The following is a 25,442-nucleotide window of genomic DNA, read 5'->3' as shown; positions in this document are numbered from 1 at the left end:
GCCCGCCCACCGCGTGTTCCGCCCGTGGTGGAAGCGGGCGCTGCCGGTCGTGGCCTGTCCGGGCTGTCCGTGTCCGGGTGTCCGCGGACACGACAGGTGACGCCGGGAATCCCCACGGAGCGCGGATCCGCCGCTTGGCACGCGGCTTGCTGACGGTACCCGGGGCCGCTTTCCTGCGCGGCCAGGGACAGCACGATGATCCGCGATACTTCCGCCCAAGACCGCCTGGTCGAGGTCAAACCCAACCGCAAGCGCCAGCTGCTGCTGATCGGCATCGGCGTGGCCGTGCTCGTCGCGCTCGGCCTGGCCATGCCGACCGCGATGCGACTGTTCTCGGCCGACGCCTCGGTCAGCGCCTCGCGGCTTTCCTTCGCCACCGTGGAGCGCGGCCCGTTCGTGCGCGACATCGCCGCCGAGGGCAAGGTGGTGGCGGCGGTCAGCCCCACCTTGTACGCCACCTCCGGTGGCGCGGTCACGCTCAAGGTGCACGCCGGCGACACCGTGAAGAAGGGCCAGGTGCTGGCGGTGATCGACAGCCCCGAGCTCACCAACAAGCTGCTGCAGGAGCAATCCAATGCCGACGCCATGGAAGTGGAGTACATGCGCGCGCAGATCGAAGCGCGCAAGCGTCGCGGCGAGCTGCAGAAGGCCTACGACAACGCGCTGATCGACCAGCAGGCGGCCGAGCGCGATCTGGCCCGCAACGAGAAGGCGTTCAAGCAGGGCGCCGTTTCGGGCATGGACGTGGACCGCGCCAAGGACACCCTGCAGAAGGCCAAGCTCACCACCCAGCACGCCAAGGCGGACCTGGGGATGGACAACGAGAGCCTGAACTTCGACATCCAGTCCAAGAAGCTCGCGCACGAGCGCCAGGTGCTGCTGGTCAAGGACCTGCAGCGCCAGGTCGACGACCTCAACGTGAAGTCGCCGGTCGACGGCCAGGTCGGCCAGCTGTTCATCGCCGAGCGCGCGACGGTGGCCAAGGACGCCAAGCTGCTCAGCGTGATCGACCTCTCCGCGCTGGAGGTGGAAATGCAGGTGCCCGAGAGCTTCGCGCGCGACCTCGGCATCGGCATGACCGGCGAGATCACCGGCAACGGCCACACCTGGAAGGGCATCGTCAGCGCGATCTCGCCCGAAGTGGTCAACGGCGAAGTGGCGGCCCGCCTGCGCTTCGACGGTGCCACACCCAAGCAGCTGCGCCAGAACCAGCGCCTGTCGGTGCGCATCCTGCTCGACAAGCGCGACAACGTGCTGACCGTGCAGCGCGGCTCGTTCGTCGACGAATCCGGCGGCAACTACGCCTACGTCGTGCACGACGGCATCGCCGAGAAGAAGCCCATCCGCGTCGGCGCCAGCAGCATCGACAAGGTCGAGATCCTGGACGGCCTGAAGGAAGGCGACAAGATCGTGATCTCCGGCACCGACAACTTCAAGGACGCCGCCAAGGTCGCGATCAGCGACTGACGACCCGCTCCTCCCCGCGAAGGGGAGGGGCAGCAGCAAGCCCGACACCACCACCGAAGGACGTAACCATGCTGAAGATGACCCACCTGTCCAAGGTCTACCGCACCGAAGTGGTGGAGACCTACGCCCTGCGCGATTTCAACATCGACGTGAAGGAAGGCGAGTTCGTCGCCGTGACCGGCCCCTCGGGTTCGGGCAAGACCACCTTCCTCACCATCGCCGGCCTGCTGGAGACCTTCACCGGCGGCCAGTACCACCTGGATGGCGTGGAGGTGAGCAACCTCAACGACAACGCCCGCTCGAGGATCCGCAACGAGAAGATCGGCTTCATCTTCCAGGCGTTCAACCTGATCCCCGACCTCAACGTCTACGACAACGTCGAGGTGCCGCTGCGCTACCGCGGCATGAAGGCGGCCGAGCGCAAGCAGCGGATCATGGACGCGCTCGAGCGCGTGGGCCTGGCCTCGCGCGCCAAGCACTATCCGGCCGAACTCTCCGGCGGCCAGCAGCAGCGCGTGGCGATCGCCCGTGCGCTCGCCGGCTCGCCAAGGCTGCTGCTGGCGGACGAGCCCACCGGCAACCTGGACACCCAGATGGCCCGCGGCGTGATGGAACTGCTGGAGGAGATCCACCGCGAAGGCGCCACCATCGTGATGGTGACCCACGATCCGGAGCTGGCCGCCCGCGCCCAGCGCAACGTGCACATCATCGACGGCCAGGTGGTGGACCTCGCGGAGGATCCGCGCTTCCACGCGCACGTGGCGCGCACCGCCGACGCCTGAGCCGGCAGACCCGCAGGAGCGAGCTCGCTCGCGATGCCTTTCCTTCGTCGAGGCATCAAGACCGAGCACGCGAGCAGCCGCTCCCACGGCACACGACATCTACACAGGGCCCGACCGATGTTCGCCTACTACTTCCAGCTTGGCCTGCGCAGTCTTCGCCGCAACCCGCTGCTGACCGCGCTGATGGTGATGGCGATCGGCTTCGGCGTGGCCGCCTCGATGATCACCTACTCGGTGTTCCGCGCCACTTCCAACAACCCGATCCCGCAGAAGTCCGACCAGCTCTACGCGGTGCAGATCGCCAACTGGAAGCCGGAGGACCTGGACCACGGCGAGCCGCCCAGCGCGATCAACTACACCGACGCGATAGCCTTCATGCAGGCCCACAAGGCCAAGCGCCAGACCGCGCTGTATCCGATCGCGCCCTCGGTAATCCCGGCCGATGCCAGCCGCTTGCCGATCGAGGAGAACAGCTATGCCTGGTACGGCGACGCGTTCGCCATGTTCGACGTGCCGTTCCTCTACGGCGGCCCCTGGACCCAGGCGCAGGACGATGCGCGCGCCGCGGTAGTGGTGATCGGCAAGAAGCTCAACGACAAGCTGTTCAACGGCGCCAACAGCGTCGGTCGCACGATCAACATCGATGGCCACGACTACCGGATCACTGGCGTGATCGACGAGTGGGACCCGCAGCCGTTGTTCTTCGACCCGGTGAACACCGGCGGCTTCGGCGACCCGATCGGCCTGTTCATTCCCTTCACCCGCGCGGTCGACCTGCAGATGCCCTCGGCGGGCAACAACAACTGCAACGACACCCCGGGGCCCGGCTGGGACAACTGGCTGCACTCCGAATGCATCTGGATCGAGTACTGGGCCGAGCTGCCGACCACGGCCGACGCGCAAGCCTACAAGCGCTGGCTCACCGGCTACGCCGCCGAGCAGCAGCGCGCCGGCCGCTTCAAGTGGGCGCCGAACGTGCGCCTGCGCAACGTCACCGAGTGGCTGGACTTCAACAAGGTGGTGCCGCCGGAGTCGAAGATCTCGCTGCTGGTGTCGCTCGGCTTTCTGCTGATCTGCCTGGTCAACACGATCGGCCTGCTGCTGGCAAAGTTCATGCGCCGCGCCCCGGAGATCGGCGTGCGCCGCGCGCTGGGCGCCTCGCGCCGGGAGATCTACACGCAGTTCCTGATGGAGGCGGGCACGGTGGGCCTGACCGGCGGCGCACTGGGGCTGCTGCTGACCGGCCTCGGCGTGCTCGGCGTGGGCTGGGTGTTCGACGAGCAGATCGCCCGCCTGGCCACGCTCGACGTCAAGCTGGTGGTCCTCACCCTCGTCGTCGCGGTGCTGGCCACCCTGCTGGCCGCGTTCTATCCCACCTGGCGGGCCGCGCAGGTCCAGCCGGCCTGGCAACTCAAGTCCAACTGAAGGCGAGGCTACGACCATGCTGCAGATCAAGCCCATCCTCGCCGCGCTCAAGCGGCACAAGGCCGGTACCGTGCTGATCGCGCTGCAGATCGCGCTGACCCTGGCGATCGTGTGCAACGCGCTGTTCATCATCCGCCAGCGCACCGAGCACCTCTCGCGTCCGACCGGCCTGATCGAGGACAACCTGCTCACGGTGGCCAACCGCTGGGTCGGTGCCGACGACAAGACCACGCCCTCGCTGGGCAAGACCGACCTGGATGCGCTGCGGCGCATGCCCGGCGTGGTCGACGCGACGATGACCAACTCCTATCCGCTGCGCGGCGGCGGCTGGTCCACCAGCGTCAACATCACGCCCGATTCGAAGAAGGAGATGGCGCACACCACGCTCTACTTCTCCGACGACCACGCGGTGCCCACCATGGGCCTGAAACTGGTGGCGGGTCGCAACTTCCGGCCGGACGAGGTCAGCTGGGTGGATGCGAAGGAATTCCGCACCACGCCGGTGGTGATCGTCAGCAAGGCCCTGGCCGACAAGCTGTATCCGGACGGCAGTGCGCTCGGCAAGGTGCTCTATCACTCCGGCGAGACCTCGCCGAGCACCATCATCGGCATCGTGGATCGCCTGCAGGTGCCATGGACCGGTACCTGGGCGGGTACCTTCGCCGAGAACGCGATCCTGGTGCCGCGCCTGCTGACCGGCAACTTCGGCAGCTACCTGGTGCGTACCCAGCCCGGCGAGCTGGCGCGCATGAGCAAGGCAGTGCCGGCGCTGCTGTTCAAGACCAACCGCATGCGCGTGATCCCGGAGGAGCGCGGCGTGCGCACCTTCGCCGAGGTGCGCGAGCAGGCCTACAAGAGCGACCGCGGCATGGCGATCCTGATGGGGGTCGTGTGCGCGGTGCTGCTGGCGATCACCGCCGCGGGTATCGTCGGCCTGACCAGCTTCTGGGTCGGCCAGCGGCGCAAGCAGATCGGCGTGCGCCGTGCGCTGGGCGCCACCAAGCACGACATCCTCAGCTATTTCCTCACCGAGAACCTGTTGATCGGCGCGGGCGGGGTGCTCCTCGGCGCGGCCATGGCGGTGGGCATGAACCTGTGGCTGGTCAGCCATTTCGAGATGGAGCGCCTGTCGCTGCTGTACGTGGCGGTCGGCGTGATCGTGCTGCTGCTGCTGGGACAGGGCGCCGTGCTCGCCCCGGCGATGAAGGCCTCGCGCGTGCCGCCGGTGGAGGCGACCCGCTCGGTGTAAGGGCTCGGCTCTCTCTCTTCCCCGGCTTCGATACGGCCAGGGGCAGAGCACCGGGTCAGGGCGGGGCTCGCCCGACCATTCCATAGACGGCGGATGGACCCGGGGCAGGCGTGGACGTTCGCGTCCCGCCCGGTCCCTCGCCCCAACCCTCTCCCCGAACGGGGGAGGGAGCAGATACGGGATTTCGGATGTTCGGTTACTACCTACAACTGGGCCTGCGCAGCTTGCGCCGCAATCCCGTGCTGACCGGGCTGATGGTCATCGCGATCGGTTTCGGCGTGGCCGCCTCGATGATCACCTATTCGGTGTTCCGCGCCGTCTCCGGCAACCCGATTCCGGACAAGTCCGAGGTGCTGTTCACCCCGCAGATCGACAGCTGGGGGCCGCAGCAGAACATCCATGGCGAGCCGCCCTACGCGCTCAACTACGTCGACGCCATGGCGCTGTGGCGCGCCCATCGGGCCAAGCGCCAGACCCTGTTGTACTCGGTGTGGCTGTCCGCCCAACCCGACCAGGGACACGGCCTGCCGCAGGGCGCCGACGGCTATGCCGTGACCGCGGACTTCTTCCCGATGTTCGAGGTGCCGTTCCTCTACGGCAGCGGCTGGAGCGCGAACGCCGACGACGGGCACGCGACGCAGGTGGTAATCAGCGAGGAGTTCAACCAGCGCATGTTCGGCGGTGCGAACAGCGTGGGCCGTGAGGTGGTACTGGGCGGGCATGCCTACCGGGTGGTCGGGGTGACCCGGCATTGGAACCCGAAGCCGCGCTTCTTCGCCGCCAGCGGCAGCACCAGCGGCTTCCGGGATCCGACCGATTTCTATATCCCGTTCGCCCGCGCGGTGGACCTCCAGCTCGACACCGCCGGCAACAACAGCTGCCGCGGCAACCCCGGCTTCAACGGCTACGCGGGCTGGCTGCAGAGCAACTGCGTCTGGGTCACGCCCTGGGTGGAGCTGGACAACGCTGCCGATGTCGCCGCCTACCGCCGCTTCCTGGAGAGTTACGCGGCCGAGCAGCAGCGGGCAGGGCGCTTCGCCTGGGCACCCAACGTGCGCCTGCGCGACGTCATGCAGTGGCTGGATTACCGGCAGATGGTGCCGCCGGAGAGCCGCGTCGCGCTGGTCGTGGCGCTCGGGTTCTTCATCATCTGCCTGGTCAACACCGTGGGCCTGCTGCTGGCGAAGTTCATGCGCCGTGCGGGTGAGATCGGCGTGCGCCGGGCGCTGGGCGCGCCGCGCAAGCAGATCTACGCGCAGTACCTGATCGAGGCCGCCTCGGTGGGGGGCGCCGGCGGCGTGCTGGGGCTGGTGCTCACCGCGCTGGGGATCTCCGGCGTGGGCATCCTGTTCCGCCCGCAGATCGCGCGCCTCGCGCACCTGGACCTCTCGCTGGTGGGGCTGTGCCTGGTGCTGGCGGTGCTGGCCACGCTGGTCGCGGCGTTCTACCCGGCCTGGCGTGCCGCGCAGGTGCAGCCGGCCTGGCAGCTCAAGTCGCACTGAGGGTCCCGTCCATGATCTCCACCTACTCCGCATCGTCACCGAATGGCCGCCAGGCAGGGCGTGGCGCCGGCCTGCCTGGCTGGCAGGCCAGGCCGCGCGCTGGCGCCTGGCGGGCACCCTGTGACGGCCCGTGCGGGCCGGGGCTGTCCGCCCGCCTCCGGGCGGCGCCCCTCCGTCATGGGCGGACGTCCACTCCTTCGCTCTTCCCCCTTGGCCTGCGCGCAAGCCGTTCCGCGAGGCACGGGAAGCCCATGAACCGGCTCTAAGGGACGACCATGCAGATCAAGCCCGTCCTGACTGCGCTGCGCCGCCACAAGGCCGGCACCGTGCTGATCGTGCTGCAGATCGCGCTGACCCTGGCGATCGTGTGCAACGCGCTGTTCATCATTCACCAGCGCCTGCAGCACCTGTCTGCGCCGACCGGCATCGACGAGCCCAACCTGTTCGTGATCTACAACCAGTGGGCCGGCGAGCAGAAGTCGAAGCAGGAGATCGACGCGCAGGTGCGTGCCGACCTCGATGCGCTGCGCCAGCTGCCGGCCGTGCTGGATGCCGCACCCAGCAACTCCTATCCGCTGCGTGGCGGCGGCTGGGACAACTTCGTCGGCCTGACCCCCGACCAGGTGCAGCCGACATCCGACGCCGCCGTCTACCTCGGCGACGAGCACCTGCTGAATGCACTGGGCGTGAGGCTGGTGGCCGGGCGCAACTTCCGTCCCGACGAGATCGGTACCCTGGGCCTGCGCGAGGAAGTGCATCCGGCGCAGGTGATCGTCACCCGCGCGCTGGCGCAGCGCCTGTATCCAGACGGTTCCGCGCTGGGCAAGCCGCTGTACTCGATGAGTACCACGCCCAGCACCATCATCGGCATCGTCGATCGCCTGCAGACGCAGGTCGTGGACGACTGGCAGCTTGCCTACGCCTACCAGTCGATGATCTGGCCGCTGCGGCTGGACTGGCCCTCCGGCGTGTACTACATCGTCCGCGCCCGCCCGGGCCAGCTGGACGCGGCGATGCGCGAGGCGCCCAAGGCGCTGTTCGCGCTGGATCCCCAGCGCATCATCGATCCTACCGACAGCGGCAGCTTCGCGCAGATCCGCCAGCGTGCCTACGAAAGCGACCGCGGCATGGCGATCCTGATGGGCGTGATCTGCTCCGTACTGCTGGTCATCACCGCCGCGGGGATCGTCGGGCTGACCAGCTTCTGGGTCGGCCAGCGGCGCAAGCAGATCGGCGTACGCCGCGCGCTGGGCGCACGCCAGCGCGACATCCTCGGCTACTTCCTCACCGAGAACCTGCTGATCAGCGGCTGTGGCGTGCTGATCGGGCTGGTGCTCGCGGTGGCGCTGAACCTGTGGCTGGTGCTGCGCCTGGGTTCGCAACCGATGTCGCCCGCGTACCTGGCCGGCGGCGTGGTGCTGTTGCTGTTGCTGGGGCAGGGCGCGGTGCTCGCCCCGGCGATGAAGGCCTCGCGCGTGCCACCGGTGGAGGCGACGCGCAGCGTGTGACGGTCCGCCCTCCCGGGCAGCCAATGGAGTTCCGATGTTCGGCTACTACCTCAATCTTGCGCTGCGCAGCCTCGGTCGCAACCGCGTCCTCACCACGCTGATGGTGCTGGCGCTGGCGCTGGGCATCGGCGCGTGCATCACCACGCTGACCGTACTGCGGCTGCTCTCGGGCGACCCGCTGCCGGGCCGCAGCGCGCAGCTGTACTACCCGCAGATCGATCCCTACCCGAAGGATGGCTACATCCCCGGCCAGAGCAAGCCGCAGGAAAACCTGACCTGGGTCGACGCGACCCGCCTGTTCGAGGCGCACCACGCGCCACGCCAGGCGCTGGTGGCGCTCGGTTCGACCAAGATCCAGCCGCGCGAGGCCGGCGGCCGGCCGTTCTTCGGCGACGCGGTGATGACGACGGCGGATTTCCTGCCGATGGTGGGCGCGCCGTTCCGCTACGGCAGCGCCTGGAGCGCCGCCGACGACACCGCCGGCGCGCGGGTGGTGGTGATCGCCGACTTCCTCAACCAGAAGCTCTTCGGCGGCGCCAACAGCGTGGGTCGCACGCTGCGCGTCAACGATCACGAGTTCCGTATCGTCGGCGTGCTCGGACATTTCTCGCCACAGCCGCGCTTCTACGCGATCAACCTGGGGCGCAGCTACGGCGAGGGCGACGGGCTGTTCCTGCCGCTGCGCGCCGCCCGCGACATGGAACTGATGCCCAACAACATCAGTTGCTGGGAGGCGGGGGACATCGAGCACCTGGAAACCGCGCCCTGCATGTGGCTGGGCCTGTGGGTGGAGTTGCCCGATGCCGCGGCAGTGGCGAACTACAAGCGCTTCCTCGACGGCTACGTGCGCGAGCAGATCGCGCAGGGACGCTTCCACCGCACGGACACGGCGCTGCCGGACCTGATGGAATGGCTGCGCATCGAGAACGTGGTGCCGGACGATGCGCAGCTGCAGGCCGGGCTCGCCTTCGGCTTCCTGCTCATCTGCGTGACCAACACGATCGGGCTGCTGCTGGCCAAATGCCTGCGGCGTTCGCGCGAGATCGGCGTGCGCCGCGCGCTGGGCGCCACGCGGGTGGCGATCTTCGGGCAGTTCATGGTCGAGGCGGCCATGGTCGGCCTGGCCGGCGGCCTGCTCGGCCTGGTCTTCGCCGAGCTGGGGCTGTGGGGCATCCGCCACCAGCCGGCGGAGTACGCCAGCCTGGCGCGCCTGGACCCGGGCATGTTCGCCTTCACCTTCGTCGTCGCCCTGGCATCCGCGCTGGTCGCGGGCTTGCTGCCGGCCTGGCGCGCCTGCGCGGTGGCGCCGGCGCCGCAATTGAAGAGCGCCTGAGGTCGCCCGCATGGAAATCCGTCCGATCCTCGCCAGCCTGCGCAAGCACCGCATCCCTGCACTGCTGATCGTGCTGGAGATCGCGCTCGCGTGCGCCGTGCTGTGCAACGCGGTGTTCATGATCAGCCGGCGCGCGAGCGAAATCCGCCTGCCCGACGCGATCGACGAGCAGAACCTAAGCGTGGTGACGCTCACCGGCGCCGATCCGGATCGGGCGTCCAGCGAAATCCCGCGCAACCTCGACGCGCTGCGGCGCATACCGGGCGTGCAGGCGGTGGCGGTGCTCAACACCGTGCCGCTGTCGGGCAACGGCTGGAACAGCAATTTCACCACCCGGCCGGACATGAAGCCGACCGACAAGGCCAGCATCAACTCGAACGTCTACCTGATGGGCGAGGGCGCCGATCGCGTGCTGGGCCTGCGCCTGAAGCAGGGGCGCATGTTCGGCAGTGACGATTACGCCGGCAGTTCGATGGGCGCCTCCTTCATGCCCGAGACGCACGTGGCCATCGTCAGTGAGCGGCTGGCCGGGCGGCTGTGGCCGGGACAGTCGGCGCTCGGCCGCAAGATGTACGTCAACCAGTACTGGTACCAGGTGGTGGGCGTGGTCGAGGACGTGCTGCGCCCGAAGGAGGCCGGCGCCGGCCTGCCGGGGATCTACGACACGGTGTTCTTCCCGATGCGGCCTACCGATGCGCTCAGCTACTACGTGCTGCGCAGCGCACCGGCCGACCGCGAGCGCGTCGCGCGGCAGGCCGAGGACGTGTTGAGCCGGCTCGATCCGGGCGCCGTCGCCGAGGGCAAGGTCTTCTCCGACATCCGCGACGATTATTTCTCCGGTGCGCAAAGCATGGTCTGGATGCTGGTGCTGGTGTGCGTGGTGATGCTGGCGGTCACCGCCTTCGGCATCGTCGGCCTGACCAGCTTCTGGGTCGCGCAGCGGCGCCGGCAGATCGGCATCCGCCGCGCGGTCGGCGCGCGCCGCAGCCACATCCTGAGCTACTTCCGCACCGAGAACTTCCTGCTCAGCGCCGCCGGCGTCGCGTTGGGCATGGTGCTGGCGTTCGGCATCAACCTCTACCTCATGCAGCACTACGAGATGGACCGCATGCCCTGGTACTACCTGCCGGTGGGAGCCGTCGCGCTGTGGCTGCTCGGGCAGGCGGCGGTGTGGGGGCCGGCCTGGCGCGCGGCCGCGGTGCCGCCGGTGGAGGCGACCCGCTCCGCCTGAAACGCAGAACGTGGGAGCGGCTTGCTCGCGCTGCTCCCGCTCCGGCCACGCGCCGGGTAAAGCGTCGCGAGCAAGCCGCCCCATCGGGGCAAAACGGAGATCAACCGATGTTCGGCTACTACCTCGATCTCGCGCTGCGCAGCCTCAGGCGCAACAAGGCACTCACCGCGCTGATGGTGCTTGCCGTCGCGCTCGGCATCGGCGCCACCATGACCACGCTGACCGTGCTGCACGTGCTCTCGGGCGATCCGCTGCCGGGTCGCAGCGCGCAGCTCTTCTACCCGCAGATCGACCCGCAGGACATGGACGGCTACCGCCCGAACGACGAGCCGCCGTACCAGATGACCTGGACCGACGGCATGAACCTGCTGCATGCCAAGCGGGCCGACCGCCAGGCGCTGATGACCGGCGGCGCGGTGCCGATCCAGCCGGCGCAGTCGGCGATCGAGCCGTTCTTCGAGGACGCGCGCTACACCACCGCCGACTTCTTCCCGATGTTCGACACCCCGCTGCTGTACGGGCGGCCGTGGACGGAGGCGGACGACGAGGCCCATGCCCGGGTGGCGGTGATCTCCCGCAAGCTCAACGAGAAGCTGTTCCAGGGCCGCGACAGCACCGGCCAGACCCTGCGCATGAACGACGAGGCCTTCCGCATCGTCGGCGTGCTCGACAACTGGCGACCCTCGCCGCACTTCTACGACCTGAACAATGGAAGCTACCACGGCGACGAGGGCGTCTACGTGCCGTTGACCACCGCCTACGAGCTGAAGTTCGACCACAACGGCTCCACCGACTGCTGGGGCAAGGGCTCCGACCCGGATCACATGGACACCGCCCCGTGCACCTGGCTGCAGTTCTGGGTGCAGCTGGACACCCCCGCGAAGGCGGCCGCGTACAAGAGCTTCCTGGTGCACTACTCGCAGGAGCAGAAGGCGCTGGGCCGCTTCCAGCGTCCGCCGAACGTGCGCCTGCACGACCTGATGGGTTGGCTGGACTACAACAAGGTGGTGCCTGGCGACGTGCGCCTGCAGACCTGGCTGGCGTTCGGCTTCCTGCTGGTGTGCCTGGTCAACACCGTCGGACTGATGCTGGCCAAGTTCCTGCGGCGCAGCCCGGAGCTGGGCGTGCGCCGGGCGCTGGGGGCGTCGCGGCGCGAGGTCTTCATGCAGCTGCTGGTGGAGTCGGGCGTGATCGGCCTGGCCGGCGGCATCGGCGGCCTGCTGCTGGCCCTTGTCGGCCTGTGGCTGGTGCGCCATCAGCCGTCGGACTACGCCGCGCTGGCGCACCTGGACCTGCCGATGCTCGCCGTCACCTTCCTGCTCGCCGTCGGCGCCACCCTGCTGGCCGGCCTGCTGCCCGCCTGGCGCGCCTGCCAGGTCACGCCCGCCCTGCAACTGAAGAGCAACTAGGAGAGCCACCGTGGACATCCTGCCCATTCTCTCCACCCTGCGCCGGCACAAGATCACCGCCCTGCTGGTGGTGCTCGAGATCGCGCTCACCTGCGCCATCGTCTGCAACGCGGTGTTCCTGATCACCCAGCGGCTCGAGCGCATGAAGATGCCCAGCGGCATTGCCGAGCACGAGCTGGTCGAGATCGAGGTCCAGGGCATCGGCAAGCCCACCGCGGCCAAGGCCCGCACGCAGGAGGACCTGGCGCTGCTGCAGCAGATCCCCGGCGTGAAGTCGGTCGCGTTGGTCAACCAGGTGCCGTTCACCAACAGCTCCTGGAACAGCAGCGTCAAGCTCGATCCCAAGCAGAAGCTGCCCACCCTCAACGCGACCCAGTATTTCGGCGAGAACGTGCTGCAGACCCTGGGCACCCGGCTGGTCGCTGGACGCTACTTCAACGCCGACGAATACCTGGACTTCGCCGACGTGGTCCGCGACGAGGCGCTGCAGAAGAAGGTCACCGGCGTGATCATCACCCGCGGCCTGGGCGAGAAGCTGTGGCCCGGGCAGGCGGCGCTGGGGCAGACCTTCTACCTGGGCGACGACCCGGTGCGCGTGGTCGGCGTGGTGGACAAGCTGATCCGTCCCTCGCTGTTCGGCGGCGACGCGACCGCGCAGTGGTCGATGGTGTTCCCGCTGCGCATGGATACCAGCAATGCCGGCCGTTACCTGCTGCGCACCGCGCCGTCGGAACGCCATCGGGTGATCGAGGCGGCGGTGGCCACGCTGCGCAAGGCCGACCCGCACCGCGTGATCATCGAAAAGAAGACCATCGACGACTACCGCGCCGAGTTCTTCCAGGACGACCGCGCCATGGCCGGCCTGCTGGCGGGCGTGTGCCTGGCGCTGCTGATCGTCACCGCGCTGGGTATCGTCGGCCTGGGCAGCTTCTGGGTCGCGCAGCGGCGGCGCACCATCGGCGTGCGCCGCGCGCTGGGCGCCACCCGACGCAGCATCCTGCGCTACTTCCAGACCGAGAACTTCCTGCTGGCCACCATCGGCATCCTGCTCGGCATGGCGCTCGCCTACGGCATCAACCTGTTCCTGATGCTGCATTACGAACTGCCGCGGTTGCCGGCGTTCTATTTCCCGGTCGGTGCGGTCGCGCTGTGGCTGATCGGGCAGATCGCCGTGCTCGGTCCCGCCATGCGCGCCGCCGCGGTGCCGCCGGTGGTGGCGACGCGTTCGGTCTGAAGGAGAAACGGATGTTCGGCTACTACCTCGACCTTGCCCTGCGCAGCCTGAAGCGCAACAAGGTGCTTACCGGGCTGATGGTGCTCGCGATCGCCGTGGGCATCGGCGCCAGCATGACCACGCTGACGGTGATGTACCTGTTGTCGGGCGATCCGCTGCCTGGCAAGAGCGCGCACCTCTACTACCCGCAGCTCGACCCGGAGACCGGCGCGAACGTCCGCTCCTATCCCCCCGACATGATCGACTACATCTCGGCGCACGACCTGTGGCAATCGGGCAAGGCCGACCGGCAGGCGATGATCATGCTGGGCTCGATCAAGGTGCAGCCGGGCCGGATCGGGCAGTCGCCGTTCATGGCGGACACGCTGGCCACGACCTCGGACTTCTTTCCGATGTTCAACGTGCCGTTCCGCTACGGCGGCGCCTGGAACCCCGCCGACGAGGCGCGCGGTGCGCGCCAGGTCGTGATCTCCGACGTGCTCAATCAGCGGCTGTTCGGCGGCGCGAACAGCGTCGGCCGCACCATCGTGCTGAATGGCGCCAGCGTCCAGGTGGTAGGCGTGCTCGATCACTGGCGACCGCGGCCGCTGTTCTACATGCTGATCGGCGCGCACTATGCCGGCGGCGACACGGGCGGCTTCTATGCCAGGACCCAGGACGTGTTCCTGCCCTTGCCTGCCGCGCTGGACATCAACGCCGGCAACTTCAGCTGGTTCACCTGCTGGGGCAAGCCCGACCGGATCAACCTGACCACCGCGCCCTGCGAATCGGTGGCATTGTGGGTGGAGCTGGACACGCCGGCCAAGGCCGCGGCATACGGCCGCTACCTGGAGGCCTACGATGCCCAGCAGCGCGCACTGGGCCGGTTCACCCATCCGGCCAACACGCGCCTCATGTCGCTGCCGCAGTGGATGGCGTTCCAGAACGTAGTACCCAGCGACGTCAAGCTGCAGACCTGGCTGGCGTTCGGCTTCCTGTTGGTGTGCCTGTTCAATACGGTGGGGCTGCTGCTGGCGAAGTTCCTGCGCCGCAGCGGCGAGATCGGCGTGCGCCGGGCGCTCGGCGCCACGCGCGGGGCGATCTTTGCGCAATGCCTGGTCGAGGCCGGCGTGATCGGTCTGCTGGGCGGCCTCGGGGGGCTGCTGCTGACCTTGCTGGGCCTGTGGCTGATGCGCCAGCAGCCGGTGGAGTATGCCGATGTGGTAGCGCTGAACGTGCCAATGTTCCTGCTCACGTTCGCCTCGTCGATCGGCGCGGCACTGCTCGCCGGCGCCTTCCCGGCGGCGCGCGCCAGCCGTGTGGCCCCGGCCCTTCAATTGAAAACGCTTTAGCGACGTCTGGCGTAGCGCGGCGTCCACGCCGCACGCCCTCCGAAGAGCACCCGACCAGGACTTCGTTCATGCAGATCCGACCCATCCTCGCCGCGCTGAGCCGCCATCGCATCGCTGCCTTTCTGATCGGCGCGGAGATCGCACTGGCGTGCGCGATCCTCTGCAATGCGCTGTTCCTCATCACCGCCCGGCTGGACATGATGCGCGTGGACAGCGGTGTCGATGAGAACCGGCTGGTGGTGCTGTCGCTGGACGGCGTCGACGACGGCACGGCCAGCGACCTGGCGGCGCGGTTGCGCGCGGGCTTCGCGGGCATCGCGGGCGTGCAATCGGTTGCGGTTGCCAATGCCATGCCCTTTACGCAGCGGGCCGGCGAATTCGGCTTCCGCCTGCGCGCCGACGACCCGCATTACAACCACCAGGGGCACATCTACGTGGGCGGGCCGAACTTCGCCTCCACGCTGGGCTTGCAACTGGCGGCGGGCCGCTGGTTCTCGCCGGACGAGTACGGTCCGGTGGGTGACTTCCTGCCCGAGTCGCGGGCCGTCATGGTGGACAGCGCCTACGCCAGCACGCTGTGGCCGGGAGAGAGCCCGCTCGGCAAGATGATCTACGTCTCCGGCGAGGACGGATACCGCGTGGTCGGCACCTACCGGTCGCTGGTACGGCCCGATCCTGACCCGTCGCATACGCACAACTCGCTGCTGATGGCCGGTGTGCCCGGCAAGCACCTGGCCAGCGTCTACGTGCTGCGCACCGGGCCGGAGCAGACCGCACGGGTCCTGGACGCTGCGCGTGCGCTGGTGACGCGCGTCGCGCCGACCGTGGTGATCAACGATGCCGCCACCGGAACCGAGGTCGCATTGCGCCGCCAGTACTTCGCGCGCGACCGCGCCATGGCCGGCATGCTGGTCGGCGTCATCGCCGCGCTGCTGCTGGTGACCGCGCTGGGCATCGTGGGCCTGGCCAGCTTCTGGGTGCAGCAACGGCGCAAGCAGATCGGCGTGCGCCGGGCGCTCGGCGCCACCCGTGGCGACATCGTGCGCTACTTCCAGACCGAGAACTTCCTGATCGTCAGCTTCGGCATCCTGTTCGGCATGGTGCTGGCCTTCGGCCTCAACCTGGTGCTGATGAGCCGCTACGAACTGCCTCGCCTGCCGCTGTACTACCTGCCCTTCGGAGCGCTGGCGCTATGGGCGTTGGGCCAGCTGGCCGTGCTGGCGCCCGCGCTGCGCGCCTCGCACGTGCCGCCGGTGGTGGCGACGCGGAGCGTATGACCGCAGGGAGAGGAGCACCAGGCAAACGCAGGCGCGCGAGCCTCGACTTCGTCCCGGACCGGCTGATCGCCCATGGCCTCGACCCGTTCCGGGGCCTGTCAGGAGCTGCGGCGCGTGACGCCGGGGTGTCTGCCGCAAGCGAAAGCGGGCCCTGGCGGCTGGGCCGACTGGCCGCATCGGCGCCGGCGGCGCGCCACGCGGGTGCTGGCGAGCCCGCCGGCGCAGCTCGCCGGCGACGATTTGCCGGCTCTGTGGCAACCTTTTGGCGTGGAGATGCATCCATGCCGGCATGTGTAGGAAAAAGATGCGCACCGTCCTGATCATCGACGACAACCCGGCCGTGGGCGAGGCCTTGTCGCTGCTGCTGTCCCTGCACGACATCCGCCCGCTGAACGCGCTGACGCCCCAGGAGGGGCTGGCCGTGCTCGACCGCGAACTGGTCGACGTGGTGATCCAGGACATGAACTTCACCGCCGACACCACCTCGGGCGAGGAAGGCGTGGCGCTGTTCCGCGAGATCCGCCAGCGCCACACCGACCTGCCGGTGATCCTGCTGACCGCCTGGACGCACCTGGAAACGGCGGTGGAGCTGGTCAAGGCGGGCGCGGCCGACTACGTGGCCAAGCCCTGGGACGATGCCAAGCTGCTGGCCACGGTGGAGAACCTGCTGGAACTGTCGGAGTCCACCCGCGAGATGAACCGCACCCGTCGCGAACGCCGTCGCCGCCGCGAGGTGCTGCGCCAGACCTACAACCTGGAGGGACTGGTGTTCGCCTCCGACGCGATGGCGCAGACGCTCGACCTGGCCTGCCAGGTGGCGCGCTCGCAGGTGCCGGTGCTGATCACCGGCCCCAACGGGGCAGGCAAGGAGCGCATCGCCTGCATCGTCCACGCCAACTCGTCGGTGCGCAACGGCCCGTTCGTCGCCGTCAACTGCGGCGCGCTGCCGGGCGAGCTGATCGAGGCCGAGCTGTTCGGCGCCGATGCGGGCGCCTACACCGGCGCCACCAAGGCACGCGAGGGCCGCTTCGAACTGGCCGACGGCGGCACGCTGTTCCTGGACGAGATCGGCAACCTGCCGCTGCCGGGCCAGGTCAAGCTGCTGCGCGTGCTGGAGACAGGGCAGTTCGAGCGGCTGGGCTCGGGCCGCACGCGGCAGGTCAAGGTGCGCGTGCTCTCGGCCACCAACGCCGACCTCAAGGCGATGGTGCGCGCCGGCACCTTCCGCGAAGACCTCTACTACCGGCTCAACGTGATCGAGGTGAACCTGCCGCCGCTGGCCGAGCGCACCGACGACATCGTGCCGTTGGCCGAGCACTTCCTGGACGGCCGCGCCGAACTGGGCGACGCCGCGCGCGAGGCGCTGCTGGCCTATCCCTGGCCGGGCAACGTGCGCGAGCTGAAGAACGCGATCGAGCGCGCCGCGCTGCTCGCCACCGATGGCGTGATCACCCCGCAACTGCTGAATCTGCCGCAGCACACGCCCAGCGTCGCGCGCAGCCTGGACGAACCCAGCCGCGAGGCGGTGGAGAGCGCGCTGCAACGGGCCGGCGGCGTGGTCAGCCGCGCGGCACAGGCGCTGGGGCTGTCCCGTCAGGCGCTCTACCGCCGCATGGAGCGCTATGGGCTGGCGACGCAGGGCCAGATATAGAATCGCCACCGTCGAGCCGCGAGCGGCGAGGGGCATGCGTGGAGGGCCGAACGCTGGGTGGTTGCCTGTCAGGGGCGGGAATGTTCCGCGGGACAGCCGTCCCACGATGGGCGACAGTTTCGGGCAGGGCAGCCACTTCGCCGCCCACGGGTACGGGATGACCAGCGACGCAGTACGGTTCACCGGACCGCAGTTCCCCTTGGACCGCCGCCCCAACTGCCCCTGCGCTCCCGAACCCCCATCGGCACGCACACGTGGGATGATCGACCACCTGTCCCTCAAGGAGTAGCGCCATGTCACGCCGTTCCCTCCTGCTGGCCTCCCTGCTGGTCGCCGCGTCCGCCCAGGCGCAGAGCGTGGCGCCCGCGCCGCAGGCCAGCGACAGCTGGGACCGTCCCGTCCCGGCGGCCAGCATCGGCTCCCGCGAGGCGGCGCCCGCGGCCACCCGCGATGCGACCGCATCCCACTTCAAGTTCAAGGAGCGGCGCAGCCGCCTGCCCGACACCAATGCCGCGCAGGAGCACTCCGGCAAGGCCGGGGTCGGCGGGATGGGCGAACTGGACCGCAGTGGCCGCCCCGCGGTGAACTGTCCGCAGACGCCGATGGACCCGGCGTGCCACTGAGCGCTGGCGCCCCGAGCCGGAGTCCCGGATGCGGCTGAACTCCCTGCAGGCCCGCCTGAGCGGACTGCTGCTGCTGGCCGGCCTCAGCGGCGCGCTGGTCTATGCGGGCATCACGCAGTGGCCGGTGCCGCAGTTGCTCGCCTGGTTGCGGCACGATCCGCGCGTGGCGACGCACCTGCCCGTGCAGCCGGGCGTGTCCGGCGGGCTGCTGGTCAGCATGCTGGTGTTGCTGCCGCTGGCGCTGTGGCTGGGCGGACAGGTGATGGCGCCGATCCGCCGGCTGCTGCGCGCCCTGGAAGGCGCGGTGGCGAGCTACCGGGACGGCGATTTCAGTTTCTCCATCGCCGCCGAGCGGCGTGACGAGCTGGGCGACCTGATCCGCATGCACAACGCGCTGGGCCAGACCCTGCGCGAGCAGCGCCAGCACCTGGTGCAGCGCGAGCTGTTGCTGGACACCGTGGTGCAGCACACGCCCGTCGCGCTGGTGCTGGCCAACGCCGCCGGCCGCATCGCCTACGCCAACATTGCCGCGCGGCACCTGTTCAACGAAGGCCGCAGCCTCAACGGGCTGGATTTCAACGAGGTGCTGGTCGAGGTGCCCGAGCCGCTGCGCCGCGCCGTGCAGAGCGGTGAGGACGCCCTGCTCAGCGTGCAGATGGACGGCAGCGAGGAGACCTTCCACCTGTCGCAACGCGTGTTCCGCCTGCAAGGTCGGCCGCACAAGCTGTACTCGTTCCGGCGCATGACGCGCGAGCTGTCGCGCCAGGAAGTGGCGACCTGGAAGCGGGTGATCCGGGTGATCAGCCACGAGCTCAACAATTCGCTCGCACCGATTTCCTCGCTCGCGCACTCGGGTGCGGAGCTGGCCCGGCGGGGCGACCTGGCGCGGCTGCCGGGCGTGTTCGCCACCATCGGCGAGCGCGCCCGCCACCTGCACGGCTTCATCGCCGGCTACGCGAGCTTCGCCAAGCTGCCGGCCCCGCAACCCCAGGTGATCGACTGGCAGGCCTTCCTCGACAGCCTCGCGCTGCACTGCCGCTACCGGCTGGTGGGCCAGGTGCCGGAACAGCCGGGCTGGTTCGACGCTGCGCAGATCGAGCAGGTGCTGATCAACCTGATCAAGAACGCGCACGAGGCCGGCGGTACCGAGGACGGCGTGACGCTGGCGCTGGCGCAGGTGGGCCACGACTGGCGCATCGAGGTGGCCGACCGTGGTCCGGGCATGAGCGAGACGGTGCTGGCCCAGGCCCTGCTGCCGTTCTATTCGACCAAGCGTGCCGGTACCGGGCTGGGGCTGGCACTGGCGCGCGAGATCACCGAGGCGCACGGCGGTCGCATCACGCTCGCCAATCGCGAGGAGGGTGGTCTGCGCGTGAGCCTGCTGCTCCCCGGACGTCCCCAATGACGGGTGCCCGTCTTCGGTAGGAGCGACTTGATCGAGATGCTGCTGCCCCCGCTTCGGGTTGGCCATTCCAGTAGCGCGAGACCATCGCGAGCAAGCGCGCTCCTGCGGTTGCCGGCCGCATGGCCGTGACGGCGGTCGCCTATACTCCGCCCACAACCAACGGAGGGGGACTCATGGGCAGCATGCTGGTAGGGCTGGTGTTGATCGTGCTGGCGATCGTGGTGATCGCCAAACTGGTGCGCATCGTGCCGCAGGGGTACGAATGGACGGTGGAGACGTTCGGCCGCTACACGCGGACGCTCACCCCCGGCCTGCATTTCCTGGTTCCGTTCTACCAGGCCGTCGGTGCCAGGATGAACATGATGGAGCAGGTGCTCGACGTGCCCTCGCAGGACGTCATCACCAAGGACAACGCGGTGGTGCGCGTTGACGGCGTGGTGTTCTACCAGGTGCTGGACGCGGCCAAGGCCGCCTACGAGGTGGCCAACCTGGAGCAGGCGACGCTGGCGCTGGTGATGACCAACATCCGCACGGTGCTGGGCTCGATGGACCTGGACGAGAGCCTGAGCAAGCGCGACGCGATCAACGCCCAGCTCCTGCGCGTGGTGGACGAGGCCACGCACCCGTGGGGCGTCAAGGTCAACCGCATCGAGATCAAGGACATCGCCCCGCCGCGCGACCTGGTCGATGCGATGGCGCGACAGATGAAAGCCGAGCGCGAGAAGCGCGCCAACATCCTGGAGGCCGAGGGTTTTCGCCAGGCGGCCGTGCTCAAGGCCGACGGCGAGAAGCAGAGCGCCATCCTCGCCGCCGAGGGCAAGAAGGAGGCCGCCTTCCGCGAGGCCGAGGCGCGCATCCGCCTGGCCGAGGCCGAAGCGCAGGCGACCCAGCTGGTGTCCGACGCGATCGCCAGCGGCAACCTCAACGCGCTCAACTACTTCGTGGCCAACAAGTACGTCGAGGCGTTGAAGGAGATCGCGCACTCGCCCAACCAGAAGATGCTGCTGCTGCCGATGGAGGCCACCGGCGTGATCGGCTCGCTCGCCGGTATCGCGGAGCTGGCCAAGGAATCGCTGGCGCAGCAGGGGGCAGGGCGGGCGGCCCCGCCGCCGCGCTGAGAACCGTCGCCTGCCTGCACGCCCTCGGCGCGGTAGGGACCGGCCAGGCGGCCCCGCCGCTCGTTTCCGTTCACCGCCGGATGAGCGGGCAAGGCGGGGATTCTTTGAGCTCGCCTTTGCGGCGCCGGCATCCGCCACGGCCCCTCCGCGCCGACTTGCTCGGCCCATCCCGCCACGACACCATCGCACCAGCTGACGGAGCCGCACATGTTCTCCACTCTTGCAACCTATCACCTGTGGTGGCTGCTGGCGCTGCTGCTGATCGGCCTGGAAGTCGCGCTGCCGGGCTACTTCCTGCTCTGGATCGGCATCGGCGCGGCCGCGACCGGCGTGCTCGCGTGGTTGCTGCCGGGGATGTCCATGCTGGCGCAGGCCATCGCGTTCGCCGTGCTGGCCTTTCTGGCCTGTGCCGTCTACGCGTACGGCGTGCGGCCGCGACTCCGGCGCACCGATGCCGCCGGCGAGCGCCTGAATCGCCGCGGCGCGCAGATGGTCGGTCAGCGCTACGTGCTGATCGAGCCGATCGTCAACGGGCGCGGCAAGGCGCGCGTGGGCGACGGCGAATGGCTGGTCAACGGACCGGACCTGCCGCTGGGCGCCACGGTCGAGGTGGTCAGCGTGGACGGCAACACGCTGCGGGTCCGACCGGCGGCATGAACGGGCTGATCGGTGACGCGGCACAGGCGGCGCTGGAGACGCGCATCGCCTTCCTGGTCGAGCTGGCGCGCCGGCTGCACCAGTACGGCACTTCGGCGCAGCGCCTGGAGGTCGCGATCGCCGGGGCGGCCCAGCGCCTGGGGCTCAGCGCGGACGTCTGGTCCAGCCCGACCGCGATCATCATCTCGTTCGCGGAACTCAGCCGCGGCGAGGAGGGGCTGGCGCAGGTCACGCAGGTGATGCGCCTGTCGCCGGGCGACGTGAACCTGGCGCGGCTGTGCGAGGCCGACGCGATCGCCGATCGCGCCATCGCCGGCGAGCTGGACCTGCGCGAGGGCTTCCGCCTGCTGCGCGCCCTGGGCCGGCCGGATACCCGTCGTGCGCAGGCCGGCGTGGTCGCCAGCTACGGCCTGTCGGCCGCCAGCGTGGCGGCACTGTTCCTGCACAGCTCCTGGGCCGACCTGATCGTGGCCGGCGCGATCGGCCTGCTGATCGGCCTGATCACGGTGCTCTCGGCCACGCGGCCCCGGCTGGCGGTGGCGAGCGACGCGATCAGCGCGCTGGTGGCGACCGCCGGCGCGATCCTGGTCAGCGCCTTCGTGGTGCCGCTGGCGATCAAGTCGGTGGTGCTGGCCAGCCTGATCGTGCTGGTGCCGGGCATGTCGCTGACCACCGCGGTGCGCGAGATCTCCAGCCAGCACCTGGTGTCCGGCGTGGCGCGCATGGGCGGCGCGATCGCTACCCTGCTCAAGCTGACCTTCGGCACCGTGGCCGCCAGCCAGCTCTGTGCGGCACTGGGCATCGATCCGGGTACCTACGTGCTGCCCCCGCTGCCGCGCTGGATGGACTGGCCCTCGCTGCTGGTCGGCGCGCTGGGCTTCGCGATCCTGTTCCGCGCCGCACGCCGCGACTGGCCGGTGGTGGTCGGCGCGGTGGTGGTCGGCTACCTCGCCACGCGCTGGGGTGGCCTGCTGTCGGGGGCGATCCCCGGCGCGCCGTTCGGCGTGTTCCTGGGCGGGCTGCTGCTGGGCGCGCTGTCCAACCTCTACGCCCGCTACAAGCACCGGCCCGGCGCGGTGGTGCGCGAGCCCGGCATCATCCTGCTGGTACCGGGGAGCGTCGGCTTCCGCAGCGTGTCCTACCTGTTCGAACGCGACACCACGCTGGGCATGGACAGCTTCATCCTGCTGCTGACGCTGCTGATCTCGCTGGTGGCCGGGCTGCTGTTTGGCGACCTGCTGGTGTCGCCGCGACGCTCGCTCTGATGGTTCGACTCCGGGGGCGTTGTGCGAAGACATGCCCCTCTCCAGGGAGAGGGCAGGGGGAGGGGGCGAGGTTCGTCTGGGCGCTTGAGCAGGGCGACGTGCGCGCCTCGGCCCTAGGCGTCCTCACCCTCGTCGCCGCCATCCTGCTGCAGTTCCTTGAGCAGCTGGAAGATCTCCCGGTACGCCCGCGGCGGCTTGTTCGCCGCGCGCTCGCTGCGCGCCTGGCGGATCAGCGAGCGCAGGTGCTGGCGGTCGATCGACGGATGCTCGGCGATCAGTGCGGCGGCGGCCTCGTCGTCTTCCAGCAGCCGCTCGCGCAGTGCCTCCAGTCGGTGCATGGCCGCGGCTTCCAGCCGCTGGCGCTCGCGGTTCTCGCCGAGTTCGGCACGCACACGGTCGAACACGGCGTCCTCGTGCCGGCGCATCAGCTTGGCCAGGAACGCGAGCTGGCGCTTGCGCGCGATGTGCGAGGTGATGCGGCGCACGTTGGCGATCTCGTCGCGCACGTCGTCGGGCAGGTCCAGCTTGGCCAGCCGGCTGGGCGGCAGCTCGACCAGCTGGCCGGCGAGCGCCAGCACGGCGAGCGCCTCGCGGCGCTGCTGGGTGCGGCTGGGGCCGTAGTCCTGCTCGTCGAGTTCGGTCTGGTTGCGGCTGCGGCTGGGGCTCACGTTGATCCTTGGGTCAGGGGCTGGCGTCGTCGGCCTGTTCCAGCGCGAAGCGGGGCGTCGGCACGCCGTCGACCACGACGGTTTCGGCGAACATGGCGGCCGGACGCACCCACAGGCCGCGCTCGCCGTAGAGCGCGCGGTACACCACCAGCTCTTCCAGCGTCTCGCTGTGGCGGGCAGTGCCGAGCACCTGGTAATGCTGGCCCTTGTAGTGGCGATACACGCCGGCGACGGGTGGCACGGCACGCTCCTCCTGCGCATTCCCTTTTTTCGGGCGGCGGCGACCCCATGTCCTGAAGTCGTGCGATTTTTTTCCGCGCCCATTCTACCTGCCAGAAGGAACGCCCCGTGAGTGCTGCCGTCCTGTCCGCCGACACCAGCCACCAGGAACTGGACCGTCTCGCCGAACTGGCCGAGGACGTGATCCGTCGCGCCCGTGCCGCCGGCGCCAGCGCGGCGGAGGTGGCCGCGAGCCTCGATAGCGGGCTCAACGTGAACGTGCGCCTGGGCGAGGTGGAGACGGTCGAGCACACGCGCGACCGCGGTTTCGGCCTCACCGTCTACTTCGGCCAGCGCAAGGGCACCGCCAGCACCGCCGACCTCGACCCGGCCTCGGTCCAGGCCACCATCGAGCAGGCCTGTGCTATCGCGCGCTACACCGAGCCCGACCCGGCCGCCGGTCTGGCCGATCCTTCCCGCATGGCCACGCAGTTTCCCGACCTGGACCTGTGGCACCCGTGGGACATCGACACCGCCGAGGCGATCGAACTGGGCCGGCGGATGGAGGATGCCGGCCGCGCCCACGCCGGCATTACCAACTCCGACGGCGCTGCCGTGCAGGCGGGCCGCACCCTGTCGGTGTACGCCAACTCGCACGGCTTCGTCGGGCGCGAGCGCAACACGCGCCATGCGCTCTCGCTGTCGCTGATCGCCGGCGAGGGCGACGGCATGCAGCGCGACTACTGGTACGACAGCGTGCGCGCACCGGGCGACTTCATGAGCCCGCAGGCGCTGGGCGACAAGGCCGCCGAACGCACGCTGGCGCGGCTGGGCTCGCGCAGTCTCAGCACGCGGCAGTGCCCGGTGCTGTTCGTGCCGGAGCTGGCGCGCGGGCTGATCGGGCACCTGGTCAGCGCGGCCAGCGGCGGCGCGCTGTACCGGCGCGCCAGCTTCCTGGTCGACCATGCGGGCAAGCGCGTGATGCCCGAATGGATGAACATCGTCGAGCGGCCGTTCCTGCGCCGCGGCATGGGTTCGGGCGCCTTCGACGCCGAAGGCGTGGCGACCGCCGACAGCGCGCTGATCGAGCACGGCGTGCTGGCGCGCTACATCCTCGGCAGCTACTCGGCGCGCAAGCTGGGGCTGGAGTCGACCGGCAACGCCGGCGGCATCCACAACCTGGTGGTGGAGCCGGGCAGCGACGACTTCGCCGCGCTGCTCAGGCGCATGGACACCGGCCTGGTGGTGACCGAAGTGATGGGGCAGGGGGTCAACACGCTGACCGGCGACTACTCGCGCGGCGCCGCCGGCTTCTGGGTCGAACACGGCCGGATCGCCTACCCGGTGGAGGAGATCACCATCGCCGCCAACCTGCGCGAGATGTATGCGGGCATCGTGGCGGTGGGCAACGACGTGGACCGGCGCGCTCAGATCATCACCGGTTCGATCCTGATCGAGCGGATGACGGTGGCCGGGCAGTAGCCAACTGTCCTATGGCGCGGTGGCCCGGCTTTGCTAGCATCGGTCGTTGCCGGCACAGGGCCGGAATTGCGAAGGTTGAAAGGAGACACGCATGAGCGTCCCACCCGATTCCGTCGTCCCGCCCCCGCCGCCCGGTGACCAGGCGCCGCCGCCCGAGCCGATCGAACCCTCCGGCATGCCGACCCACGAGGAGCGCCAGTGGGCGCTGTTCGCGCACCTGTCGGCGCTGCTCGGCGGTCTGGTCACCAGCACCTTCCTCGGCCTGGGCTGCCTGATCGGTCCGCTGATCATCTGGCTGCTGAAGAAGGATTCCCTGCCGTTCGTCGACGACCAGGCCAAGGAAGCGCTGAACTTCAACATCACCGTGGCCATCGCCGCCATGGTGTGCGGCGTGCTGATGTTCGTGCTGATCGGCTTCGTACTGCTGCCGCTGCTGGGCCTGGCTTGGCTGGTGTTCGTCATCATTGCCTCGATCAAGGCGAACGAGGGCGAGCGCTACCGCTATCCGTTCACGCTGCGGCTGATCAAGTAAGCCGCGGTCGGTAGGAGCGGCTTGCCCGCGATGCCTTTTGCTCTGGTGCGACACCGGAGTCCGGGAGCACCGCG

22 protein-coding genes are annotated in these 25,442 nt (G+C 69.4%); 20 read left to right on the top strand and 2 right to left on the bottom strand.

Annotation, left to right across the window (positions count from 1 at the left end; translation table 11 throughout):
• The first annotated feature begins 195 nt into the window (after positions 1-195).
• The 18 genes from WAT24_RS06565 to WAT24_RS06480 all read left to right on the top strand — a co-directional run bounded on the left by WAT24_RS06565 (position 196) and on the right by WAT24_RS06480 (position 22,467).
• Entirely contained in the window at positions 196-1,467 is a 1,272-nt protein-coding gene (locus tag WAT24_RS06565; protein ID WP_336807034.1) for an efflux RND transporter periplasmic adaptor subunit, read from the top strand.
• Positions 1,468-1,535: 68 nt separating this feature from the next.
• Positions 1,536-2,249, top strand: coding sequence for an ABC transporter ATP-binding protein (locus WAT24_RS06560; protein WP_336807033.1), 714 nt, complete (start codon positions 1,536-1,538; stop codon positions 2,247-2,249).
• 117 nt (positions 2,250-2,366) lie between these two features.
• Positions 2,367-3,674, top strand: coding sequence for an ABC transporter permease (locus tag WAT24_RS06555; protein WP_336807032.1), 1,308 nt, complete (start codon positions 2,367-2,369; stop codon positions 3,672-3,674).
• A 16-nt stretch (positions 3,675-3,690) separates the two neighbouring features.
• A complete protein-coding gene (locus tag WAT24_RS06550) occupies positions 3,691-4,923 on the top strand; it encodes an ABC transporter permease (protein WP_336807031.1) in 1,233 nt (410 codons plus the stop codon).
• A gap of 188 nt (positions 4,924-5,111) precedes the next feature.
• Entirely contained in the window at positions 5,112-6,425 is a 1,314-nt protein-coding gene (locus WAT24_RS06545; RefSeq protein WP_336807030.1) for an ABC transporter permease, read from the top strand.
• 275 nt (positions 6,426-6,700) lie between these two features.
• Positions 6,701-7,933, top strand: a complete 1,233-nt coding sequence (locus WAT24_RS06540; RefSeq protein ID WP_336807029.1) for an ABC transporter permease — start codon at positions 6,701-6,703, stop codon at positions 7,931-7,933.
• Positions 7,934-7,967: 34 nt separating this feature from the next.
• Entirely contained in the window at positions 7,968-9,266 is a 1,299-nt protein-coding gene (locus tag WAT24_RS06535) for an ABC transporter permease (protein WP_336807028.1), read from the top strand.
• Positions 9,267-9,276: 10 nt separating this feature from the next.
• Positions 9,277-10,497, top strand: a complete 1,221-nt coding sequence (locus tag WAT24_RS06530) for an ABC transporter permease (protein ID WP_336807027.1) — start codon at positions 9,277-9,279, stop codon at positions 10,495-10,497.
• Between the two features lie 107 nt (positions 10,498-10,604).
• Positions 10,605-11,906, top strand: a complete 1,302-nt coding sequence (locus WAT24_RS06525) for an ABC transporter permease (protein WP_336807026.1) — start codon at positions 10,605-10,607, stop codon at positions 11,904-11,906.
• A gap of 10 nt (positions 11,907-11,916) precedes the next feature.
• Positions 11,917-13,140 carry an ABC transporter permease gene (locus tag WAT24_RS06520; RefSeq protein ID WP_336807025.1) on the top strand — a complete coding sequence of 408 codons (1,224 nt, stop codon included), beginning with the start codon at positions 11,917-11,919 and terminating at the stop codon, positions 13,138-13,140.
• Between the two features lie 11 nt (positions 13,141-13,151).
• Positions 13,152-14,471, top strand: a complete 1,320-nt coding sequence (locus WAT24_RS06515) for an ABC transporter permease (RefSeq protein WP_336807024.1) — start codon at positions 13,152-13,154, stop codon at positions 14,469-14,471.
• Between the two features lie 68 nt (positions 14,472-14,539).
• Complete coding sequence (locus WAT24_RS06510) at positions 14,540-15,748, top strand: ABC transporter permease (protein ID WP_336807023.1); 1,209 nt, start codon at positions 14,540-14,542, stop codon at positions 15,746-15,748.
• 304 nt (positions 15,749-16,052) lie between these two features.
• The gene (locus WAT24_RS06505; protein WP_336807022.1) at positions 16,053-17,399 is read left to right on the top strand and encodes a sigma-54-dependent transcriptional regulator; all 1,347 of its coding nucleotides are present in this window, start codon (positions 16,053-16,055) and stop codon (positions 17,397-17,399) included.
• Positions 17,400-17,692: 293 nt separating this feature from the next.
• Positions 17,693-18,022, top strand: coding sequence for a hypothetical protein (locus WAT24_RS06500; protein WP_336807021.1), 330 nt, complete (start codon positions 17,693-17,695; stop codon positions 18,020-18,022).
• A gap of 28 nt (positions 18,023-18,050) precedes the next feature.
• On the top strand, positions 18,051-19,427 hold the full coding sequence (locus WAT24_RS06495) for a sensor histidine kinase (protein ID WP_336807020.1): 1,377 nt from the start codon (positions 18,051-18,053) through the stop codon (positions 19,425-19,427).
• Between the two features lie 173 nt (positions 19,428-19,600).
• On the top strand, positions 19,601-20,545 hold the full coding sequence (locus WAT24_RS06490) for an SPFH domain-containing protein (RefSeq protein WP_336807019.1): 945 nt from the start codon (positions 19,601-19,603) through the stop codon (positions 20,543-20,545).
• A gap of 207 nt (positions 20,546-20,752) precedes the next feature.
• The gene (locus WAT24_RS06485) at positions 20,753-21,202 is read left to right on the top strand and encodes an NfeD family protein (RefSeq protein ID WP_336807018.1); all 450 of its coding nucleotides are present in this window, start codon (positions 20,753-20,755) and stop codon (positions 21,200-21,202) included.
• Positions 21,199-22,467, top strand: a complete 1,269-nt coding sequence (locus tag WAT24_RS06480; RefSeq protein ID WP_336807017.1) for a threonine/serine exporter family protein — start codon at positions 21,199-21,201, stop codon at positions 22,465-22,467. Before WAT24_RS06485 ends, WAT24_RS06480 begins: the two co-directional genes overlap by 4 nt.
• A 113-nt stretch (positions 22,468-22,580) precedes the next feature.
• On the opposite strand, the gene yjgA is transcribed toward WAT24_RS06480, so the two are convergent.
• Together yjgA and WAT24_RS06470 are read right to left on the bottom strand one after the other, a co-directional pair.
• Positions 22,581-23,135, bottom strand: coding sequence for a ribosome biogenesis factor YjgA (yjgA, locus tag WAT24_RS06475; RefSeq protein ID WP_336807016.1), 555 nt, complete (start codon positions 23,133-23,135; stop codon positions 22,581-22,583).
• Between the two features lie 13 nt (positions 23,136-23,148).
• Positions 23,149-23,376: a DUF1653 domain-containing protein gene (locus WAT24_RS06470; protein WP_336807015.1), complete on the bottom strand. Its 228-nt coding sequence runs from the start codon at positions 23,374-23,376 to the stop codon at positions 23,149-23,151.
• A gap of 107 nt (positions 23,377-23,483) precedes the next feature.
• On the opposite strand from WAT24_RS06470, the gene pmbA reads away from it, so the two are divergent.
• A complete protein-coding gene (pmbA, locus tag WAT24_RS06465) occupies positions 23,484-24,836 on the top strand; it encodes a metalloprotease PmbA (protein WP_336807014.1) in 1,353 nt (450 codons plus the stop codon).
• A 91-nt stretch (positions 24,837-24,927) separates the two neighbouring features.
• Positions 24,928-25,368, top strand: a complete 441-nt coding sequence (locus WAT24_RS06460) for a DUF4870 domain-containing protein (protein WP_336807013.1) — start codon at positions 24,928-24,930, stop codon at positions 25,366-25,368.
• Positions 25,369-25,442: the final 74 nt, after the last annotated feature.

This window comes from Fulvimonas yonginensis (assembly GCF_037137055.1).
GTDB lineage: Bacteria > Pseudomonadota > Gammaproteobacteria > Xanthomonadales > Rhodanobacteraceae > Frateuria_A > Frateuria_A yonginensis.
The sequence above is the reverse complement of the archived record's forward strand: the minus strand, read 5'-3'. Positions and strand labels throughout refer to the sequence as shown.

Bases quoted from the DNA above. Each gene is read 5' to 3' on its own strand.
- WAT24_RS06480 (WP_336807017.1), top strand. From the start codon at position 21,199: ATGAACGGGCTGATCGGTGACGCGGCACAGGCGGCGCTGGAGACGCGC.
- WAT24_RS06525 (WP_336807026.1), top strand. From the start codon at position 10,605: ATGTTCGGCTACTACCTCGATCTCGCGCTGCGCAGCCTCAGGCGCAAC.
- WAT24_RS06490 (WP_336807019.1), top strand. From the start codon at position 19,601: ATGGGCAGCATGCTGGTAGGGCTGGTGTTGATCGTGCTGGCGATCGTG.
- WAT24_RS06555 (WP_336807032.1), top strand. From the start codon at position 2,367: ATGTTCGCCTACTACTTCCAGCTTGGCCTGCGCAGTCTTCGCCGCAAC.
- WAT24_RS06510 (WP_336807023.1), top strand. From the start codon at position 14,540: ATGCAGATCCGACCCATCCTCGCCGCGCTGAGCCGCCATCGCATCGCT.
- WAT24_RS06560 (WP_336807033.1), top strand. From the start codon at position 1,536: ATGCTGAAGATGACCCACCTGTCCAAGGTCTACCGCACCGAAGTGGTG.
- WAT24_RS06545 (WP_336807030.1), top strand. From the start codon at position 5,112: ATGTTCGGTTACTACCTACAACTGGGCCTGCGCAGCTTGCGCCGCAAT.
- WAT24_RS06515 (WP_336807024.1), top strand. From the start codon at position 13,152: ATGTTCGGCTACTACCTCGACCTTGCCCTGCGCAGCCTGAAGCGCAAC.
- WAT24_RS06565 (WP_336807034.1), top strand. From the start codon at position 196: ATGATCCGCGATACTTCCGCCCAAGACCGCCTGGTCGAGGTCAAACCC.
- WAT24_RS06505 (WP_336807022.1), top strand. From the start codon at position 16,053: ATGCGCACCGTCCTGATCATCGACGACAACCCGGCCGTGGGCGAGGCC.
- WAT24_RS06485 (WP_336807018.1), top strand. From the start codon at position 20,753: ATGTTCTCCACTCTTGCAACCTATCACCTGTGGTGGCTGCTGGCGCTG.
- WAT24_RS06500 (WP_336807021.1), top strand. From the start codon at position 17,693: ATGTCACGCCGTTCCCTCCTGCTGGCCTCCCTGCTGGTCGCCGCGTCC.
- WAT24_RS06550 (WP_336807031.1), top strand. From the start codon at position 3,691: ATGCTGCAGATCAAGCCCATCCTCGCCGCGCTCAAGCGGCACAAGGCC.
- WAT24_RS06530 (WP_336807027.1), top strand. From the start codon at position 9,277: ATGGAAATCCGTCCGATCCTCGCCAGCCTGCGCAAGCACCGCATCCCT.
- WAT24_RS06540 (WP_336807029.1), top strand. From the start codon at position 6,701: ATGCAGATCAAGCCCGTCCTGACTGCGCTGCGCCGCCACAAGGCCGGC.
- WAT24_RS06495 (WP_336807020.1), top strand. From the start codon at position 18,051: ATGCGGCTGAACTCCCTGCAGGCCCGCCTGAGCGGACTGCTGCTGCTG.
- WAT24_RS06535 (WP_336807028.1), top strand. From the start codon at position 7,968: ATGTTCGGCTACTACCTCAATCTTGCGCTGCGCAGCCTCGGTCGCAAC.
- WAT24_RS06460 (WP_336807013.1), top strand. From the start codon at position 24,928: ATGAGCGTCCCACCCGATTCCGTCGTCCCGCCCCCGCCGCCCGGTGAC.